The organism is Ruficoccus amylovorans (genome assembly GCF_014230085.1).
Classification (GTDB): domain Bacteria; phylum Verrucomicrobiota; class Verrucomicrobiia; order Opitutales; family Cerasicoccaceae; genus Ruficoccus; species Ruficoccus amylovorans.
The window spans coordinates 343,813-363,323 of sequence record NZ_JACHVB010000020.1 but is presented as its reverse complement, the minus strand read 5'-3'; the positions used below and the strand labels follow the sequence as shown (position 1 = coordinate 363,323).

Sequence of the window (19,511 nt, the reverse complement as noted above, 5' to 3'; positions counted from 1 at the left end):
AAATTGTTTTATTGGATTTTTTTGTGCCTTTTGTAGTATTCCTTGATGGAAGATGCGTCGCGGGATGATTTTAGTATTTCACCATTAATGGTTCTTCATCGAAAGATGAAGAAAACTGCCACATCGCGGTTTAATGCATCGAATCGCTTGATGTACCATCACCGGTTCTCAACATGGAGCTTATCGATCTACTCAGCGGGCCTAATTGCTTTGTCGATAATGCCCCTTATTGGAATCACCGCAAGTATGACCTTTGAGCAGCAGCAGTTTGTGCAGATTGTATTGGCCTTGTTTGTACTAATTGTCTCACTTCAAATGAGTGCAAATGACTATAGTGGAAGGGCTGAGCGTATGCATAGATGTGCTCTCGATATCAATCGTTTATGTTATAGGGTTTTACATTATTATTCGCAACCAAATGACACGCACGGTAAATCATATCTCAGGGTGATTAAGGATTATGATTCGATCCTTGGCGCACATGAAAACCATATGACGATTGATTTTGAAATGGCTATGGTGTGGATGACCGATGCGTATAAGTTGTCAAAGGGCCGTCGTTTTTGGATTCGATTCCGCTACAGTATGCATTTCTGGCTATATGGATTACTTCTTTTTCTAATGTTCGGTGCTTTCGGTCTTATTTTTGTTTGAGTAGCGTTCGGATTGAACGTTTCTACCCATCAGAAACGCTTGACGCGGGCGGGGCTTCCCCTGATGATATAATGGGGAGTGTTTCGGGCCTGTAACCTTGATGGTTATGCGCTTTATAAGCGGGGCGGGGGAACCGGATTAGCATTAGCTTTATTTATTTCAGGATTGCGAAAACTCCGGCTTAACGCTTGCCTTGCATGGAACTGGGCGCTTAATGGTCTGTCTGCTTTTCGGAAAGGGGCCAACAGCGCCCCGGCTACGAACACACACATATACTAAACGGTTTAATTATGGCAATCAAAGTAGGTATCAACGGATTCGGCCGCATCGGACGGCTGGTGTTCAGAGCGCTGGTGGACAAGGGTCTGCTCGGCAGCGAAATCGAAGTCGTCGCGATTAACGACCTCGTGCCCGCCGACAACCTCGCGTACCTCCTCAAGTACGACTCGATTCAGGGCCGCTTCAACGGCACTGTGGAAGCTCCGGACGAAGACACGCTCATCGTCAACGGCCACACGATCAAGTCCCTCTCGGTCAAGGAAGGCCCCGCCGCCCTGCCGTGGAAGGAACTCGGCGTGGACGTCGTGATCGAATCCACCGGTTTGTTCGTCGAGGACAAGAAGGCCCAGGGCCACCTCGACGCCGGCGCCAAGAAGGTCATCATCTCCGCCCCCGGCAAGGGTGACGGCGTGAAGACCGTCGTGCTGGGTGTCAACTGCGACACCCTGACCGCCGAGGACAACATCATCTCCAACGCCTCCTGCACGACCAACTGTCTGGCCCCGATCACCAAGGTTATCCTCGATAACTACGGCATCGTCGAAGGCCTCATGACCACGGTCCACAGCTACACCGCGACCCAGAAGACCGTGGACGGTCCCAGCCGCAAGGACTGGAAGGGTGGCCGCAGCGCCGCGATCAACATCATCCCCTCCAGCACCGGCGCCGCCAAGGCTGTCGGCCTCGTCCTCCCCGAGGTCAAGGGCAAGCTGACCGGGATGTCCTTCCGCGTGCCGACCCCGACCGTTTCGGTGGTTGACCTCACCGTCCGCCTCGAAAAGCCCGCTTCCTACGAAGCCATCTGCGCCAAGATGAAGGAAGCCTCCGAAGGCTCCCTCAAGGGCATCCTCGGCTACACCGAAGACGAAGTGGTCAGCAGCGACTTCATCCACTGCGGCTTGAGCTCGATCTTCGACGCCACCAGCGGTATCTCGCTCAACGATAACTTCGTGAAGCTGGTTTCCTGGTACGACAACGAATGGGGTTACTCCAACCGTTGCGTCGAACTGCTGCAAAAGGTCAGCAAGTTCCTCTAAGCCAATCCGCTAACGGATTTTCCGGCGGGCCGCCCACATATGTGGGCGGCCTCGCTTTCCCGGAAGCAGGACGATTGTCGGTCCATCCGGACGCCTGCATTTGTCAGGCCGCGCATCGCCTTTTGGGAAAGACTTTCAAACTTTCAAACGCTCAAACTCTCAAACCTGATTTTCATCATGGCTTCCGTCAAAACCATCAAGGACGTCAACCTCGCCGGTAAGCGCGTGTTCGTGCGCGTGGACTTCAATGTTCCCTTCGACGCGCAGGGCAACATCTCCGACGACACCCGCATCGTGGGCGCGCTGCCGACCATCAAGCACCTGGTCGATCAAGGCGCCAAGGTCATCCTGGCCAGCCACCTGGGTCGCCCCAAGGGTGAAAAGAATCTGAAGTACACGCTGGCCCCCGTAGCCAAGGCCCTTTCCGAGCGCCTCGGACAGCCCGTGCTCTTCGTCCCCGACTGCATCGGACCGGAAGCCGAAAAGGCCGCCAATGAGCTGGCCGACGGCGGTGTCATCCTGCTGGAGAACGCCCGCTTCTACAAGGGCGAGGAAAAGAACGACCCCGAGTTTTGCCAGGCCCTGGCCAAGCTGGCCGACGCCTACGTCAACGACGCTTTCGGCACGGCCCACCGCGCCCACGCCACCACCGAAGGGATCACCAAGTACATTTCCGGCCCGAAGGTCTCCGGCTTCCTCATCGAGAAGGAACTGGACTTCCTCGGCGAAAAGACCGCCAAGCCCGAGCGCCCCTTCGCCGTCATCCTCGGCGGGGCCAAAGTCTCTGACAAGATCACCGTCATCGAGGCGCTGCTCGAAAAGTGCGACACCATGCTCATCGGCGGTGCCATGGCCTACACCTTCGCGCTCGCGCAGGGCAAGAAGGTCGGCGACAGCCTGTCCGAGCCCGACAAGATCGAGACCGCCAAGGCTTGCCTGGCCAAGGCCGAAGCCAAGGGCGTGAACTTCCTGCTGCCCGTCGATACGCTCGTCACCGACAAACTCGACTTCGGCAACGCCCAGGTCGGCGAAACCAAGATCGTCGAGGGGGACATCCCCGACGGCTGGCAGGGTGTGGACATCGGCCCGAAGACCATCGAGCTTTACAAGAGCGAAGTGGCCAAGGCCAAGACCATCCTCTGGAACGGCCCGATGGGCGTCTTCGAGATCAAGGAATGCGCCAAGGGCACCTTCGCCGTGGCCGAGGCCGTGGCCGAAGCCGACGCCATCTCGATCATCGGCGGGGGCGACTCCGTCAAGGCGATCAAGAAGAGCGGTTACGGGGACAAGGTCTCCTTCATCAGCACCGGCGGCGGCGCCAGCCTCGAATTCCTGGAAGGAAAAACCTTGCCGGGCGTGGCCGCTCTTGAGCAGGCTTAAATTTTTACCCAATTCAAAACATTATGGCTACAAAGCGTAAATATCTGATCGCGGGGAACTGGAAGATGAACAAGACCGCGCCCGACGGCGTGGAACTCATCAAAGGCATCCTCGCTGAAATCGGCACACAGACCGAGGTGGGAGTGGCGATCTGCCCCCCCTTCACCGCGCTCGAAAGCGCGGCCAAGGCCCTGTCCGAAGCCAACAACATCCAGCTCGGCGCGCAGAACATGCACCCCGAACCCGACGGTGCCTACACGGGCGAAATCTCCGCCTCCATGCTGCGGACTTTCTACGTGAGCTACGTCATCCTTGGCCACAGCGAGCGGCGCCAGTACTTTGGCGAAACCGACGCCTTCATCAACCAGAAGGTCCTCGCCTCGCTGGAAAATAACCTCAAGCCCATCCTCTGCGTCGGTGAAACCATCGAGCAGCGCGAAGCTGGCCAGACCCTCGCCGTGATCGAGGAGCAGGTCAAGGGCGGCCTCGCCGGGGTGGACAAGAAGCACGCCGAGAGCATCGTCGTGGCCTACGAGCCTGTTTGGGCCATCGGCACGGGCAAGACCGCCACGCCGGAAATGGCGCAGGAAGTCCACGCCGCCATCCGCAAGATGCTGGCTGACGTACTCGGCGCCGAAGCGGCCGACAAGATCCGCCTGCTCTATGGCGGCTCCATGAAGCCCGCCAACGCCGCGGAACTGCTGGCCGAAAAGGATATCGATGGCGGCCTCATTGGCGGGGCGGCTCTCGAAGCCAAGTCTTTCGCCAAGCTGGTCGAAGCCGCTGCGGCCCAGACCAAGTCCGAGGGCTGAATTTAAGTGTGTTCCCGGTTTTTCGATAAAAATTTGAAAAACCGGGAAAAAACACTTGGCAAGGCCAGTCCGGGATGTACACTGACCTTAATTCTCGCACTTGATGCGAATGCTACGCGAATAAAAGTTCTATCATTTTCTCAAGCCCACACCCCATACCATTAAGGCCGTCTCCATTGTGAGACGGCCTTTTTGATGTTCAAATCACGCAACGACTGCGGCTTGATCGGGATGGATTTCTTATCCTGATTTGCGTCTCCCGCCAGGCGGGTAATACCGATTCTTTCCGGAGTCGAAGGTCACTCGCTCTTGCGAAGGAACAAAGTTCCGTCTCAAATTTTTTTGGAGAGTGGGTGAGAGCGTGTCTTTGAAGAAGACACCCTTTCACATAACCCTCAAAGCTACCTGGAACCGGTCTAAAGCCGCCTACTTTTGGCTGAGAATGGCCTTGGCGCGGGCGAGAGCGGCGTCGATGTCCGGGCAGACGTTTTCCGGGCCGAGCCGGTCGAGCAGACCGCCTTTCTTGATCGCCCGGTAGGGCTGGGGCTGGAGCGCGCTGATGACGAGATGCCGGTGTTTTTGGGTCAGCTTCTCGTAAAGATTTTCCAGCGCGTTGAGACCGGTCGCGTCCATCGCGGTGACTTTGCGCATGCGCAGGATGACGACCTGCGGTTCGCGCTGGGCGCGCTTGAGCGCGGTTTCCAGCCGGTCGGCCACGCCGAAGAAGAACGGCCCGAGGATACGGAAGACCTGCACCTCGTCGGGCACGTCTTTGCCTTGCAGGCTGTGCTGCACGCCTTCGGTGTCCGTTTCCGGGCTGACCGGGGTGATCTGCGAAGTGTCGGCCACGCGCTTGATAAAGAGCATGGCAGCGAGCACCATCCCGACCTCGACCGCCAGCGTGAGGTCAAAGAGCACCGTCAGCGCGAAAGTGGTCAAAAACACGGCGGCATCGCTACGGGGCCACTTGAGCAGGCGCTTGAACTGGTGCCATTCGCCCATGTTGTAGGCCACCATGACGAGCACCGCGCCCAGCGTGGCCAGCGGCACGGACTTGGCCAGCGGGGCGGCCACGAGAAGGATCAGCAGCAGGGTGACGGCGTGCGTCATCCCGGCAATCGGTGTGCGCCCGCCGCTGCGGACGTTGGTGGCGGTGCGGGCGATGGCGCCGGTAGCGGCGATCCCGCCGAAAAGCGGGCAGATGATGTTGGCCAGGCCCTGGGCCTTGAGCTCCTGGTTGGAGTCGTGACGGTCGTCGATCATACCGTCGGCGACGACGGCGGAGAGCAGGGACTCGATGGCGGCGAGCAGCGCAATGGTCGTGGCGGGCTGGATGAGGGCGGTCAGTCCGGAGAAGGAAAACTCCGGCACCTGCAAGGGCGGGAGCCCTTCGGGGATGCCGCCGAAGCGCGAGCCGATGGTCTCGACCGGGAGCTCGAAAAGCGCCACCGCGACCGTCCCGAGCACGAGGGCGACGACCGAACCGGGCACGATACGGGTCCAGGCCTTGGGCCAGAAAATGATCAGCAGCAGGGAGGCCGTGGCCAGTATTGCCGTGGGCAGGTGGGTGGTGCCGATGGCTCCGCCGAGGGCGGCGCACTTATCGAGAAAGCCCGAGGGCACGCTGGCCAGGTCGAGCCCGAGGAAGTCTTTGATCTGCGTGCTCAGGATCAGCACCGCGATCCCGGAGGTGAACCCGACCGTGACCGGATAGGGGATGAATTTAATGGCCTGTCCCAGTCCGGCAAAGCCCATGATGAGCAGGATGACCCCCGCCATGATCGTGCACAGGGCGAGGTTGGCCGCGCCGTACTCGGTCAGGATGCCATAGACGATGACGATGAACGCGCCGGTCGGCCCGCCGATCTGTACCCGTGAGCCGCCGAAGGCCGAGATGATGAAGCCCGCGATGACGGCGGTAAAAATACCCGCCTGCGGGGGCACGCCCGAAGCGATGGCGAAGGCCATGGCCAGCGGCAGGGCGACAATGCCAACTGTGATGCCGGCGATCAGGTCTGTCCTGAATTGTCCGAAGTTGTACCCGTGGAGGCACTCGACCAGTCGAGGCCGGAAGGTTGGAAATCTCATGCTTTACCCCTGAAAAGCACCTATAATTACGCCCGAATGTGCGTATCGGTCAAGCTGTCCTTTTTGGGCGTATGCAAAATATATCTAACATCAGGCCGGCAGCGCTTCTTCGAACCCGTTTCACATAAAGGCCGGAGAGATATTCCGCTCAGGCGGGCTGCTGGCCGGTGGCGGGAGGAGTGGTGTTGGGGTTAGAAGCGGGGCCGTTTCGCCAGATAAGACCGCTGACTAGCGCGGTGAACGGAGCGACAGTCACGAGGCCGAAACTGCCGACCATGATGTTGAGAAACTCCGCCGCGACGTAGTTGATGTTGGCGATGCGGGCCAGGGGCATCCCCTGCGAGGCGAAAAGCATCAGCATGGTGATGTAACTGCTGGAGTAGGCGAGCAGGAGGGTCGTTGTCATCGTGCCGGTGACGGCCCGTCCGACGGAGAGGCCGGACTTGATGTGCTCCCACAGGCCCAGCGCAGGGCTCTTGTCCTTGATCTCGTGCATCGCGCTGGCGATGTCCATCGACAGGTCCATCATCGCCCCGGAGCAGCCGATGACGATGGAGGCGATGAAGATCGGAGTCAGCTTCAGGTCGTAAAAACCCGAGTAGAGAAGCGTCTCGCTGAACGGGCGAACCGCGCCGCTGATACGAAAGGCGTCGGTGAAAAACAGCGCCAGTACACAAGTCACGGCCAGCCCGAGCACGGCCCCCAGAAAGGAGGCCAAGCCCCGGCGGCTGAGCCCGCCGACGAGGAAGCAGATGCACGCAGTCAGGACGAGGACGACGGCCATGCCGATGAGGACCGGGTTCTTGCCGTCGAGAAAGAGCGGGATCATCACCTTCCAGATCATGAGCGCGGAGAAGGCGAACGAGAGCAGCGCCTTGGCCCCGGTGCTCCCGGCCACGGCCAGCAGCAACGCGACAAAGAGCGCGCACATCAGCAGTTCGCCGCGCACGCGGTAGTGGCCGCGGGCGACTCCGGCGCGAGCCTTGCCATCAGGGCCGAGTGTGTATTGCAGAAGCAGGTCGTCGCCGGGCTGGAAGTACTCGTCGAGCGCGAGCTGCCCGGTGAGCATGTTGTCGGCGGTGATGATCTCGCCCTTGTTCGGGCCGTTCAAAAGCTCGACCTGGAGCCGCTGCGCTCCGGAGCGCAGCATGAGGTTGACGCGCATGCCGGAATCGTCGGCCTCGAGGACACGTGCGCGGTGGTGACGCAGGTTACTTTGCGCCTCGTCGTCGCGGAAGTGGTTCAGATCGACGAAACACAGCACGAGGCACAGCACGGCGAAAAAGGCGCAGAAGAGCGCGTCGCGGCTGAGCAGTTTTTTATGGAGCGGCGTGGGCATGCGGTGAGTGTTTGGTTTTGAAGACAGGGGCGGGCTACGTAAGCCCGTAATCATTCATGCAAAAAGGGCGTGGCGGGGATGAACCCGCCACGCCGTGTTTTTTTGCGGTAACCTTGATGGTTGATGCAGCAGTACAGGTGGCGGGAATCAGTCCTCGACCGCGACGACGTGCGGCAGGTCGTGCGAGACACGCATGGCGGCGGCAATGCTCTTGGCGATGTCGGTGTTGTCGTAGAAACCGGCGAAGCGGTAGTCGTCAAAGCCCATCGCCATGACAGGGATCGGCACGGCGGTGTGGGCGTAGCTGGTCCAGCCCAGACCGGTGTCCTGGCTGAACTGGTGGCAAAGCTCCATCGTGAGCGCGTCGTAGCCGCCGTAGTTGAGCGAGTCGATGGTGGTGCTGCCGCCGACGTAGCCGGAGGGGGCGCTGGTGCCGGTGAGCGGCACTCCGCCCATGCTGCGGTCGAAGGCGTCTTCGAGGCGCTGCTGGCGGTAGGCGCTGAGGCTGTCGTAGTCGATGCCAAAGGAGTCGACGATCTGGGTCTTCATCGCCGAGTCGATGTTTTCTGAGACCGGGTCGTAGGGATCGGAGAAGCTGCGGTTGGTCTTGTAGGCGGCAAGGACGGCACCGAAGGCTTCATAGGAGCTGGCCTGGTTGAGCAGGTTGGCGAAGGAGGTTTCGTAGCCGGTGCCGGAGAAGCCGATGGTGAGGCCGCCGGTTTCGTGGTCGCCGGTGACGACGATCAGGGTCTCGTCCGGGTGCTGGTTGTAGAACTCGATGGCCTTGCCCACGGCGTTGTCGAAGTCAACCATGTCGCCGATGGTGCCCATCGGGTCGTTGGCGTGGCAGGCCCAGTCGATCTTGCCGCCTTCGACCATGAGGAAGAAGCCCGTGGTGTTGTTGGCGTAGAGGCAGTCGATGGCAATCTCGGTCATTTCGGCCAGGGAGATGGCGCCCGGAGCGCGGTCAATCTCGTAGGGCATGGCGTCGCTGCTTTGAAGGACCGGGACGGTGCACACGACCATGTCCTGCGGGGCGGACTTGAGGGCGCGGATCGAGGTCTCGTCGTTGAGCATGGAGTAGCCGGCGAGCGTGAACATCTCGGTCAGCGTATTACCGCTCATGGCCGGGAAAGCGGCGGGGTAGGCGTTGTTCGAGGCACGTCGCCAGCCGCCGCCGCCGAAGAAGTTGAAGCCCGACTGGGCAGCCTGCACGGCGATCAGTTCGTAGGAGTTGCGCGAGTCCACGTTGGCGTAGAAGGCGCCGGGTGTGGCGTGGTCGAGCGAGACGCTGCTGACGATGCCGACCTTGTAGTTCTTTTCCTGCGCCATCTCGGCGATGCTCATGTAGGACTGGGTCAGGCTGGTGTCCTTGCCGATGACGCCGTAGTTGGTCTTCGAGCCCGTGGCCAGCGCGGTGCCCGCTGCCGCCGAGTCGGTGATGAAGCGGTTGGAGGCGTAGGTGGTGTTGATGCCGCGCACGGGCAGCAGGTTCATGTTGAGGAGGTTTTCCGCATTGTCCATTTCGGTGGCCACATTCGGGTCGAGCCCGTTGTTGGCGGCGAGGAAGGCTTCGGTAGCCTGGACCTGGACAGACGACATGCCGTCGCCGATGAGGAAGATGATGTACTTCGCGCCGGTGGTGGCACGGCTGGGACGAGCCTCAAGGCTCGTGGCGGTGAACGCGGCAGCGGCGGTCAGGCCGGCAATCGCGCAGGTTTGGAAGAACTTGTTCATAGCGTGACTTAACAGTTAGGATGGTGTTCTGGAATAGCTCTGCAAGCAGAACTAAAAAGCGCGGAAAAGGCTCAGGCGGCGGCGTGGCGACGGCGGCGGAAAACCAGCAGCGCGATCACGGCCAGGCCGGTGAGCATGCCGTAGGTGGAGGGCTCGGGGACGGCGTCGTAGGAAACCGAATCGATCTCGATCCAGGTGATGTAGGACGGGTTGTCCACGCTCAGGCCGGGGGTGGCGCCGATGTCGATAAAAACGCCATCGGCGGCGTTGCCCACGGTGAAGGTGAAGACTTCGGTTACGATGCCGTTATCGGTATCGACGAAGCTGTCACTGTGGATGGTGCCAAGGATCGAGCTGGCGGTGTCGGCGTCGAGGTTGTAGGTGCTGATACCCAGGTCGTAGTTCTGCCGCCAGGCGTAGTCATAGCTGGAGCCATCGAAGTAGGCGAAGTACGAGATCTGCACGCAGAACTCCTGCGTCTCATAGCCGGAGATGCCGGGCATCCAGATGCTCAGGTCCCAGTTCGCGGTGGTTTCGAGCCAGTGGTCGGACCCATCGCTAAAGCGTTGGGTCTTGCCGTTGAGACTCATGATGTCGGGGCCGTCAAGCCCGGCGAGGCCGCCGGAGACGACGTTGCCGTCGTTGTCCTTGACGACGTAGGAATCGGCTCCCGTGGCGGTGCCGTTAGAGGAGAAGGTCGAGTAGTAGTTGAACTCGGCGTGAACTGTGTTGTCTCCCCCGATCCAGTTGAGGCTGACTTCCGCCTGTAGCGCGGCGGTCGAGCAGAGTAGCCCCAGAAGCAGCTGTTTGGTGTACATGGTATTCGCTAATATGGGTTAAGGAATGATAGGCGTTGGAGCGCCGGAGCTTACCCGCCCCGGCTCGCTGCTAATACTAAACGCACGATGCTACCCACAGATGGAGTTTGCGTTAATAATGCAAGGAATTCGCGTTAAAGTGGCGCGTCGTTCCCGCACGCTCCGCCACGAATGCCTTCTGACTGTAACCAGTGTATTGACTTATGGATACGATAAGAAAGACGCTCGCAAGGCCTGCTGCTTCGGATGGAGCCGGGGTGGGCAGGACGGCTGACTGAAGGGTGTGTGAAAATTTAGACACACAAGCGCCCGCATGGACCGAGAAAACCATGACAGCGCCGGGAATGTCTGAGCCTGTGTATCGGAAAGTGGATACGTTGGCTCGCGCGCAGCTCCCCTTGCGTGAGAGACTTCCGTGCCCTGATTGCCGCCGTTGTCCTGCGGTGGCTATTCGCTGCGGTGGTGAAAGAGGCTGCGGTAATTGAAGCTCCTACTGGCCTGCCGCCACCAGGGGCTGAGTTTATTGTCGGGCTGAGACCAGACCTGCTTGTGCAGGCGGACGCTGGATTCGTAGTCCAGGAGCAGACGCATTTTTTCGGCGTTACTGAGGGACTCGGCTCCTTCCTGCAGGAGCTTGTCTTCGAGCTTCAGCAGGACCTCGCGCACCGTCGGGTCGGGTTGGGATTTCTCGCGCAGGAGCAGGCCGTGGAGGGCGTTAATGTACGGGTCTAGCACGACGCCGAGCAGTCCGATGTCTTCAAACCTTTCAACCGAGTCGGGAAGCTTTTCGCTGTCGCGGGCAAGCGCGCGCAGGGTGCGGACCTCACGCGGCGGTCGGGTTTCCTCCGGTGTCAGGAGCAGCCCCCGCGCCCGGAACCACCGACCCACGCTCTCACGGCTGGTGTAGATGGAGAGCGGAATGGCGAGTACCCAGCCCAGCAGCACCGGGCTCATCCACCAGAATAGTACCGGGCTGATCGTCCAGGCCAGCACGCCCCAGAGCAGGCCGACCGTCAGGTGACCGCCGTGAGCGGAGATTGCCTGTTCGGGCGAAGTCCCGTCGCCGGAGTTGCGGACCTGGGTGGCCCAGCGGACCTTTTGTCCAAGTAAAATGGTGACGACGAACCCGCTGTGAAAAAGCATCATGGCTGGGGCGATGAGTGTGAAAACGAAAACCTCCAGCAGGATCGAGGCCGTGGCTCGGAACCACCCGCCAAAGCCCTTTGCCCGCTGCGGGCGCAGGGCAAGCCAGAGAATGGTCATGAGCTTGGGGCCGAAGATCATGACAGCGGTCAGCCCCAGCAGAAGAAGCCCCTGATCGGCCAGCGACTGGGGCATGCACGGCAGGCTGCTGCCGCGCACGACAAGAGTCAGGTCGCTGCCGACCCAGCGGTAGGTGCCCAGCGTGGTCAGCCCGATGAAAAGCAGCCACAACGGCGAGGACAGGTAGCCCATGATGCCATTGATCATGTGGATACGGCTCTGGTTGGGAATGTTTCCAAAGAGCACCAGCCAGGCGTGCTGGAGATTGCCCTGGCACCAGCGGCGGTCACGCTTGGCCAGGTCGATCAGGGTGGGGGGCATCTCCTCGTAACTGCCCTCCAGGTCGTAGGCGAGCCAGACCTCGTAACCGGCCTTGTGCATGAGCACGGCTTCGACGAAGTCATGGCTGAGCACGCGTCCGCCCAGCGGCTCCACGCCGGGAAGTTCCGGCAGCGTGCAGTATTTCAGAAACGGCTTCAGGCGAATGATGGCGTTGTGGCCCCAGTAGTTGCCGTAGTCCTGCTGCCAGGCGTTGAGACCCGCGCCGGAGAGATAGCCGTGCACCCGGTTGGTGAACTGCTGGAGCCGCGCCAGCAGGGTTCGACCGTTGAAGAGGCCGGGCATGGTCTGGAGGATGCCAACGGTCGGGTTGCGCTCCATCATCTCGGTCATGCGCACGATGCACTCGCCGCTCATCAGGCTGTCTGCGTCGAAGCAGAGCATGTAGTCGTAGGAGCCGCCCCAGCGGCGGCAGAAGTCGGCCACGTTGCCGGACTTCTGGTTGATGTTGTTGCGGCGGCGGCGGTAGAAAAGCTTGCCGTGCGCGCCGAGGCGCAGGGCGGTTTCGTTCCAGGCGATTTCCTCAGCGATCCAGTTGTCGGCGTCGGTCGAGTCGCTCAGGACAAAGACATCGTAATGCTCAATCTGGCCGAGTTGTTTGAGGCGGGAATAGACCGTTTCCACCCCGGCGAAAAAGCGCTCCGGGTCTTCGTTGTAGATGGGGAAAATCAGAGCCGTGCGGCTGGCGAGCTTGATCGAGGCCGGGTCCTGGTCGAGATCGATCGTGCGGGTGATGCGGCGCGGATCGTCCCGGCGCAGTGCGACAAACAGCCCGAAGAGCGGCTGAAGAAAACCGAAGGCGATGTGCGCGAAAAGGATGACGAAAAGCACCAGCAGGAGAAAGCTGGTCACGGTGAAACCGGTGCGGTTGAGCAGATCCCAGAAAATGGCCCCGGCGGCGATGGTCAGCAGCCCGTGCAGTGCGAAAAAAACGAGCCGTGTGCAGCCTCCGGCGGGAGTGGTGGATGGTTGGGGGGCGTTGCTCATCGGGCCAGGCTGATGACGGTGAGTATCCCTGCGAGGACGGCGGCGGTGAAAAGGCAGATGCGCAGGATCGAGTTGCTGAACAGGCGACGGGTGCCTTCGGCCATGTCGCTGACGGTTTCGAACTGGATCTGCGGCACGCCGATGGAGGCTCGATGCAGGTTGGGCACGCCGATGATGCGGGCTTTCTTGACGGCTTCCAGCAGCGCGGGCTCGAACTCGCCGGTGTAGAGAAACTGTCGGGGCCAGCGCTGGATGATGCGGGAGGCCTGCACAATGGTCAGCATGCGGGCCTCGGTGTAGCCGTTGCGGCCCGGCTCGGAGGTGGCGTCGTTGAGCCGCTTGAGCCAGAGCGAGAGCCGGTGGCGCAGGTTCTCGACCGCGAGGGCTTCCGGTTCCTGCCCCTCCAGGTAAAACTGGAGCGACTCACGTACGATGTCGCGCGCCAGTTCGTGACGCAGGTAGGCATTGCGGACCTGATAGGCGCGAAGCAGGGAGGCGACTTTACGATAGGCGCGGTCCCAGGCTTCGAGGTCGTGCTCGGGCTGGTTCACGGTCGCCATTGATAGACCCAGGTCTCGCTGAGCGGCTTGTCGGCCTTTGTCAGTTGGAGTTTAAGATTCGCCAGTTCGGTGTCGGGATCGGCGCGCAAGTCGAAGTGCACGCGCAGGCCGGAGGTGACGGTATTGTAAATGATGTGCGCCTGTTGGATGATCTCGGCTCCTTCCACGCTCAGGTTGGCTTGCAGGTCGCGGATTTCCACGGGTTTGAAGTTCTCGGGCGCGGAAAAATCGATAATGAACCGGGTGGCTCCCTCGTACTGCCAGGAACTGCCGATCCGGGTGGCTTCGACCCGGTTAAGCGACTTGTCGGGATCGGCCAGCTGGAAATTGACCGTGTAGGCGATTTCGTAGGGTTGGCCTGCTTCGGGGGCCGTGTCGGGGCGGAAGAACGCGCCCATGTTATCGACGGTTTCCGTGTCCTGATGGAATTCAAAGAGGACGACTTCGCCCGTGGGCCATTGTCCGCGGGTCTGTATCCAGGCCGAGGGACGGCGGTGGTAGTGCTCGCTGAGGTCTTGATAGTTGTTAAAGTCGCGGTCGCGCTGGAGCAGGCCGAAGCCGTGGAGCTGCTCGACGGGAAAGGCGGTCAGGTGGTTGCCGGGGTAGTTGGTGAGGGGGCGCCAGGTCCAGGTGTCACCGTTGTGGATGAGCAGGCCGTCAGAGTCGTGGATCTCGGGTCGCCAGTCGCCCATGTGGTTGTCGCGGGCCTCGCCGTACCAGAACATGCTCGTGAGCGGGGCGAAGTAGATGTCACCGCGGGCTCCCTCGCGGCGGAAGACGCGGGCCGTGACTTCGACCTGGGTATTTTCGCCGGGAGTGAGAACAAAGCGGTAGGCCCCGGTCACGCTCTGGCCCTCCAGCAGGGCAAGGATTTCCAGCGAGCGGGCATCGGAAGCGGGTTTTTTCAGCCAGAAGCGGCTGAAGCGGGGAAATTCCTCATTGGGGCCGCCAGTGCCGATGGCCAGTCCGCGGGCGGAGAGGCCGTAGTACTGGTCCCGGCCGAGGGCGCGGAAATACGAGGCTCCCTGAAAGACGAGCACATCGTCGAAGACATCGGGCTTGTTCAGCGGGGTGCGCACGCGCAGTCCGGCGTAGCCCTGTAGGTCCCATTCGTCGGGGTTGATGCCGTTGATGTCGAAGTTGAAGAAGTCCTTGACGTAGGGAATCTGCTGGGTGTGCGTGTTACTGTATTCGAATATCTCAACGGTTTCCGGAAAAATGTACCCGTTGTGGAAAAAATCGACCTGGAAGGGCAGATTGGCGGTTTTCCAGAGGGCCTTGTCCTTGTTGAAGCGGATCTTGCGGTAGCCGTCGAAATCCAGCGCAGCCAGTTCAGGCGGAAGCTCAGGTTTGGCCGGGACGTAGGGCTGGGCGGCCAGTTCGCGGGCCAGTCCGGTGACGTAGTCCAGATTGACTTCGCGGCGTTCGAACGCGTGCAGGGAGGTCAGTCCGCAGAGAACTGACAGGATGATCAAGCGTAGCCTCATACTCAAATTCGCAGTTAAACAAGGTATAAGGGGTAACCCGACAACGCAATTGGTTCGTAAAAAAAATCCGCTACCGGGGTGGGAAAGCGGTGTCCCGCGTTGGCGCGGGAGCGGTGTCAAAGCGCCCAATGTGGCTCAATATCCGCTGTGGGTCAACACAATGTCTCCCAACCGGGTCGTGCCCAGCCCCTTTTCCTCCAGCGCCCGCATGACCATCTCGCACTTGACCATGAAAAGGAGGAAAAAATCGGGTTCGGTGTCGAAGCATTCGGCGTTGGCCTGCCCCTTGGCCAGGCGCACATCGCAGCGCCGGACCTGTTCCCAGACGGCCCGGCCCGGCGTGCCGGGGGCGGGGATGCCGGGGCCCATACGAACGAGTTCGACCTGGTCGAGCTCAAGGATGCCGGCGGTTTCGGCATCTTCAGCCAGAGCGTCGTTGAGGAATGCTTCCTCGCGCACGACGAAAAGGATTTTCTCCAGCCCGAAACGGGCCAGCAACTCGCCCAGCAGCACGCGGTCGAAGATGATTTCGCCCGCGTTGTCGGCCAGGTAGGCGAGGGTGCGGGCGCTTTGAAGGCGCTCCCGGAGCAAGGGCAGGTGGTCGATGGCAAAGGGCTCGCGCAGGCAGCGTTCGAGCGTGCTCTCCAGGTTGAAGGGGGTTTGCGGGCCGTAGTCGATGACGTTCCCGGCCACCGCCAGCCGGACGGCATGATCGAGCGGGTCGGTCTGAGGCGTGCTCGGGGTGTTTTTGAGGTTTTCGACCCATGCGGCAGCCTGGGCGTTACTGAGGGATTTGAGGTCGCCGTAAGGGTCGCTCTGGCCGGTTATCTCGCTCACGATCTGCTGAACAGAGCGGGCCAGCTCGACGGGGGACTCGTCGGGGTTGCCGCCGAGCAGGTGCCCCATAATGGCGCGCACCACGAGGTCTTGCTGCTTCTCGGACGCGCCTGCCAGCCGGGCCGCCCGCAGCCCTTGGCGGATGAAGCAACTGAAACAGTCGATGCTCGTTTTCATGGCAGGCGGAAGGTGAAGCGTTTACCGGCGTGCGCCTCGGCGCAGCGCTCGGGGAAGTGGTTCCAGAACCCGGCCACGGCCCGGATACCGGTGCAGTGGCAGGGCGCGATGAGGCGCACGTCGTAGTCGCGGAACGCGGCATAGGTGCGCTCCAACCGGGCCGGATCAGCATAGAGCAGGTGCATTCCGCCGATGACGGCGTGGATACGCTGCGTGCCGGTCAGCCTGGCCACGTGGTGCAGGGTATTGACAACTCCGGCGTGGGCGCAGCCGAGGATGAGCACGAGCCCTTCGGTGCTTTCAAAGTAGAGTGACTGGTCGTCGTTGATGGGGTCGCGCCGGTGGCCGTCGGCATCAAGGAAAAAGTCTCCGCCCGTGTCCTCGTCGGCGTAGTGGCGGGGGACTTCGCCGGTGGCGACGAGCCCGCCCAGGATCGGGGTGGGCTGACGGGTGTAGCGCACGGTGGCGGCCTTTTTTAAAACACCCCCGTTGTGCATAAAAGGGACGGCGACGGTGCGGGTGCCGCCGGCGGGAGCAGCAGAATAGCGGGGCAGGATCGCGTCGGGGTGGAAATAGACGCTGGCCGCCGGGGCGGCGTCAAGAACCTGCTCCAGACCGCCCGTATGGTCGAAGTGGCCGTGGCTGAGCACGACCGCCGCCGTTTGGGCGAGGTCGGCCCCGCAGAGGGCCGCGTTGTGAAAAAGCGTCTGCCCCTGCCCGGTGTCAAAGAGCACGTTTCCCGCCGGGGTTTCGATCCAGTAGGCCAGCCCGTGTTCGCCGAGGATTTTTCGTCCCTTGGCGGTGTTTTCAGTCAACAGGGTGAGGCGGATTTCGGCCATGATGGATGTCTCCGGCTGTGCGCGGTACGGCTGGTTTTCAGTGGCAGTGATTGTGTCCGTGCTCGTGGGGATGGCCGTCGTGGTCGTGGTCACTGTGCTCGTGTCCCTGGCAAAGGCCGTCTTCGCTCATGGGGGCGAGTGTGTGACGGCGATAGGCGACCAGTGCCTCATCGACTGTCTCGCAGTCGGTCTGGAAAACGTCGATCCCAAGCTCTCGCAGTCGGAAAAAGGCCCCGCGTCCGAGTCCCTGGCAGACGATGGCCTTGACGGCGTGCGCGGCGAGAATATCGACCGGGGTACAGCCCGCGTGGCCGCAGGCGGTTTTCTCCGCGTAGTGGACGATTTCTCCCTCAGGGGAGATGACCAGATGAGCGGGGGCTTGGCCAAAGTGCGGCGAAACCGCGCTCAGGAGGCCGTTATTTTCGAGAACCGGCAGGCAGATGTTCATGGTTTTGACTTGAAAGAATTGAGCATATGCTCATAAAAGGCGGCTTGATAAAGGTCAAGCAACATTTCCTGATGCCAGGGATTTATTGGATAATGAACACTAATTGACTGCCGATACGAAAGCCGTCTCATGCGTCCGAAAAAACACCGTTGCATCCGCTGCGAACTGAGAGAAACGGTCTTCAAACCGCGCGGCATCCCGACCTGTGAGCTGGAGGTCGTTGTGCTGGAGGCGGACGAACTGGAAGCGCTCAGGCTGGCCGACGTGGAGCGGCTCCATCACGCGCAGGCCGGGGAGCGGATGGGCGTCTCGCGGGCGACTTTTGGCCGCATCGTTGAGAGTGCCCGGGGCAAGGTCGCCCGCGCCCTCGTCAACGGCCACGCTATCGAACTGCGCGCGCGGCAGGAGGGTTGAACGCTCCAGTGCTCCTATTGCGCAAATTCCCGGGGCTGCACGCCCCGTGGTGCGTGGCCGCACCGGACCCTGAGGGGCTTCGCCCCTACGCGTCCATAAAGGCCGCTACCCCTGATTACCCCTGATCGCTAGTCCAAACGGTCTTGCACTTTCTATACTGCGCATCCAAACCGATGCCAGTAGCCTGACTGACTCGAGCTAGGGCCTGTTCCCTTTTATAGCGAAATCCGCAGACACGGTTCGCCCTCTCGACGGTTGTTCAGTCGGAGTCCGTTTGGCTCGGCGTCAACCGCCGTTGCCCATGCCGCCGCGTTGGCGGGGGCATCCGTGGTGCGTAGCACCACAGGTGCAGGACTGTGTCCTGCGTCCTGCCTGCTAAAATAGTGTTGAAGGCGGGGGAGGGGGTGGGTTTCTTGGAGGGCCTATGGAATATGTCAGCACGCGCGGAAATGGCGGATCGGTCACCTTTACCCAGGCGGTTGCCGCCGGCCTGGCCCCGGATGGCGGGCTGTACCTGCCGCGGGAGCTGCCGGACCTCTCGGGCAAGCTCGACGCGTGGGAGGACCTGGGCTATGCCGAGTTGTGCTTCGAGTTTCTGAAGGAGTTTGCCACCGACATGGACGAGGCGGTCCTGCGCCGACTGGTCGAGGAGTCCTACAAGCGCTTTACCGATGAGAAAATCGCACCGCTGGTCGGGCTGAGCGACGACCTCTACGTGCTGGAGCTTTTCCACGGGCCGACGCTGGCCTTCAAGGACTTTGCCCTGCAACTGGTGGGCAACCTCTACGAGGAGCAGATCCGCAACAGCTCCGAGCACATCAACGTCCTCGGGGCTACCTCCGGCGACACCGGTTCGGCCGCCATCCACGGCCTGCTGGGCAAGGACGGGGTGAACATTTTCATCCTCTACCCGGACGGGCGTATCTCCCCCTTGCAGGAGCGGCAGATGACGACCACCGGCGCGGCCAACGTCTTTCCGCTCGCGGTCAAGGGCAGCTTCGACGATGCCCAGCACATCGTGAAGGAGCTTTTCGGCGACCTCGACCTCAAGCGCCAGTACCGGCTCTCGGCCATCAACTCGATCAACCTGGCCCGTATCCTCGCTCAGTGCGTGTACTACTTTTACGCCTACTTCCAGCTCCCGAAGGAGCGGCGCGGGGCGGTCGAGTTCATCGTGCCGACGGGCAACTTTGGGAACATCCTGGCCGGGTGGCTGGCGAAGCGCATGGGCCTGCCCGCCGCCTCGTTCCGCGTGGCCACGAACCAGAACGACATCCTCTACAAGCTTTTCACGAGCGGCCAGTACGAGGTGGGCGACGTGGTGCCGAGCCTGGCCCCGTCGATGGACATCCAGGTGGCCTCCAACTTCGAGCGCTTCCTGTACTACCTGGTCGGGTGCGACCCGCAGAAGGTCCGCAGCGTGATGGGCGAGTTCCGCGACAACGGGCGCTACCAGTTCGAGAGCTTCGACGCGGACGTTTTCACCGCCTCGCACACGACCGATGCGGGCATCCGCGAGATCATCGCCGAAGTTTATAAAAAGTACGGCTACGTGGTCGATCCGCACACGGCCTGCGGCTTCGTCGAGCGCGACCCGGCCAAGACCGCTGTCGTCCTCGCCACCGCGCACCCGGCCAAGTTCCCCGAAACGATCACTGAGGCGATCGGTATCGAGCCGACCGCGCCCGCGTTGGAGGAACTCAAGGCGAAAACCATCGTCCGCCACGAACTCCCGGCCGAAATCGACGACATCCGCGCCTTCATCGAAGAGCACGCGCAGCTTTAGCTCTTTGAGGGCTCCGCCGCCCCCAAGTGCGTGACCGCACAGGACACTGAGGGGCTTCGCCCTACGCGTCCAGAAAGGCCGCTACCCCTGATTGCTGGTCCAGCCGGACCGGCTTTGGCGCTTCACTGACGCCGGGCAGGCCCGAAATAAAACGTTGCGCGGCGGGGGAAAGGCGTTTTCATTTATTGGTTTTCGCATGCAGTTTATCGTCACAACCCTCGCCATTGCGC

General features: G+C 61.3%; 16 protein-coding genes. 6 read left to right on the top strand and 10 right to left on the bottom strand.

Annotated features, from left to right (window positions below; all coding sequences use genetic code 11):
* The first annotated feature begins 45 nt into the window (after positions 1 to 45).
* From H5P28_RS07995 to tpiA, 4 genes are all read left to right on the top strand, one after another.
* Positions 46 to 654, top strand: coding sequence for an SLATT domain-containing protein (locus H5P28_RS07995; RefSeq protein WP_185675184.1), 609 nt, complete (start codon positions 46 to 48; stop codon positions 652 to 654).
* A gap of 290 nt (positions 655 to 944) precedes the next feature.
* Positions 945 to 1,970, top strand: coding sequence for a type I glyceraldehyde-3-phosphate dehydrogenase (gene gap, locus H5P28_RS07990; RefSeq protein ID WP_185675183.1), 1,026 nt, complete (start codon positions 945 to 947; stop codon positions 1,968 to 1,970).
* 177 nt (positions 1,971 to 2,147) lie between these two features.
* The gene (locus H5P28_RS07985; RefSeq protein ID WP_185675182.1) at positions 2,148 to 3,350 is read left to right on the top strand and encodes a phosphoglycerate kinase; all 1,203 of its coding nucleotides are present in this window, start codon (positions 2,148 to 2,150) and stop codon (positions 3,348 to 3,350) included.
* Positions 3,351 to 3,373: 23 nt separating this feature from the next.
* Complete coding sequence (gene tpiA / locus H5P28_RS07980; protein WP_185675181.1) at positions 3,374 to 4,162, top strand: triose-phosphate isomerase; 789 nt, start codon at positions 3,374 to 3,376, stop codon at positions 4,160 to 4,162.
* A 426-nt stretch (positions 4,163 to 4,588) separates the two neighbouring features.
* On the opposite strand, the gene H5P28_RS07975 is transcribed toward tpiA, so the two are convergent.
* From H5P28_RS07975 to H5P28_RS07930, 10 genes are all read right to left on the bottom strand, one after another.
* Positions 4,589 to 6,250: a SulP family inorganic anion transporter gene (locus tag H5P28_RS07975; RefSeq protein WP_185675180.1), complete on the bottom strand. Its 1,662-nt coding sequence runs from the start codon at positions 6,248 to 6,250 to the stop codon at positions 4,589 to 4,591.
* Between the two features lie 148 nt (positions 6,251 to 6,398).
* The gene (locus tag H5P28_RS07970) at positions 6,399 to 7,589 is read right to left on the bottom strand and encodes a YibE/F family protein (protein WP_185675179.1); all 1,191 of its coding nucleotides are present in this window, start codon (positions 7,587 to 7,589) and stop codon (positions 6,399 to 6,401) included.
* 147 nt (positions 7,590 to 7,736) lie between these two features.
* Positions 7,737 to 9,326 (bottom strand): alkaline phosphatase, encoded by a 1,590-nt coding sequence (locus H5P28_RS07965; RefSeq protein WP_185675178.1) that lies wholly within the window; start codon positions 9,324 to 9,326, stop codon positions 7,737 to 7,739.
* Between the two features lie 71 nt (positions 9,327 to 9,397).
* Entirely contained in the window at positions 9,398 to 10,144 is a 747-nt protein-coding gene (locus H5P28_RS07960) for a PEP-CTERM sorting domain-containing protein (RefSeq protein WP_185675177.1), read from the bottom strand.
* Positions 10,145 to 10,591: 447 nt separating this feature from the next.
* Positions 10,592 to 12,733, bottom strand: a complete 2,142-nt coding sequence (mdoH, locus tag H5P28_RS07955; RefSeq protein ID WP_185675176.1) for a glucans biosynthesis glucosyltransferase MdoH — start codon at positions 12,731 to 12,733, stop codon at positions 10,592 to 10,594.
* Positions 12,730 to 13,293: a hypothetical protein gene (locus H5P28_RS07950; protein WP_185675175.1), complete on the bottom strand. Its 564-nt coding sequence runs from the start codon at positions 13,291 to 13,293 to the stop codon at positions 12,730 to 12,732. The genes mdoH and H5P28_RS07950 overlap by 4 nt, the downstream gene beginning before the upstream one ends.
* Positions 13,281 to 14,780: a glucan biosynthesis protein G gene (locus H5P28_RS07945; protein WP_185675174.1), complete on the bottom strand. Its 1,500-nt coding sequence runs from the start codon at positions 14,778 to 14,780 to the stop codon at positions 13,281 to 13,283. Before H5P28_RS07945 ends, H5P28_RS07950 begins: the two co-directional genes overlap by 13 nt.
* Positions 14,781 to 14,915: 135 nt before the next feature.
* The gene (locus H5P28_RS07940; RefSeq protein WP_185675173.1) at positions 14,916 to 15,794 is read right to left on the bottom strand and encodes a damage-control phosphatase ARMT1 family protein; all 879 of its coding nucleotides are present in this window, start codon (positions 15,792 to 15,794) and stop codon (positions 14,916 to 14,918) included.
* The gene (locus tag H5P28_RS07935; protein ID WP_185675172.1) at positions 15,791 to 16,633 is read right to left on the bottom strand and encodes an MBL fold metallo-hydrolase; all 843 of its coding nucleotides are present in this window, start codon (positions 16,631 to 16,633) and stop codon (positions 15,791 to 15,793) included. The genes H5P28_RS07940 and H5P28_RS07935 overlap by 4 nt, the downstream gene beginning before the upstream one ends.
* Before the next feature lie 37 nt (positions 16,634 to 16,670).
* Positions 16,671 to 17,081, bottom strand: a complete 411-nt coding sequence (locus tag H5P28_RS07930) for a NifB/NifX family molybdenum-iron cluster-binding protein (protein WP_185675171.1) — start codon at positions 17,079 to 17,081, stop codon at positions 16,671 to 16,673.
* Between the two features lie 129 nt (positions 17,082 to 17,210).
* Here H5P28_RS07930 and H5P28_RS07925 point away from each other — a divergent pair, with 129 nt between their 5' ends.
* Both H5P28_RS07925 and thrC read left to right on the top strand, forming a co-directional pair.
* Entirely contained in the window at positions 17,211 to 17,495 is a 285-nt protein-coding gene (locus H5P28_RS07925) for a DUF134 domain-containing protein (RefSeq protein ID WP_185675170.1), read from the top strand.
* 424 nt (positions 17,496 to 17,919) lie between these two features.
* Positions 17,920 to 19,281 (top strand): threonine synthase, encoded by a 1,362-nt coding sequence (gene thrC / locus H5P28_RS07920; protein ID WP_185675169.1) that lies wholly within the window; start codon positions 17,920 to 17,922, stop codon positions 19,279 to 19,281.
* Positions 19,282 to 19,511: the final 230 nt, after the last annotated feature.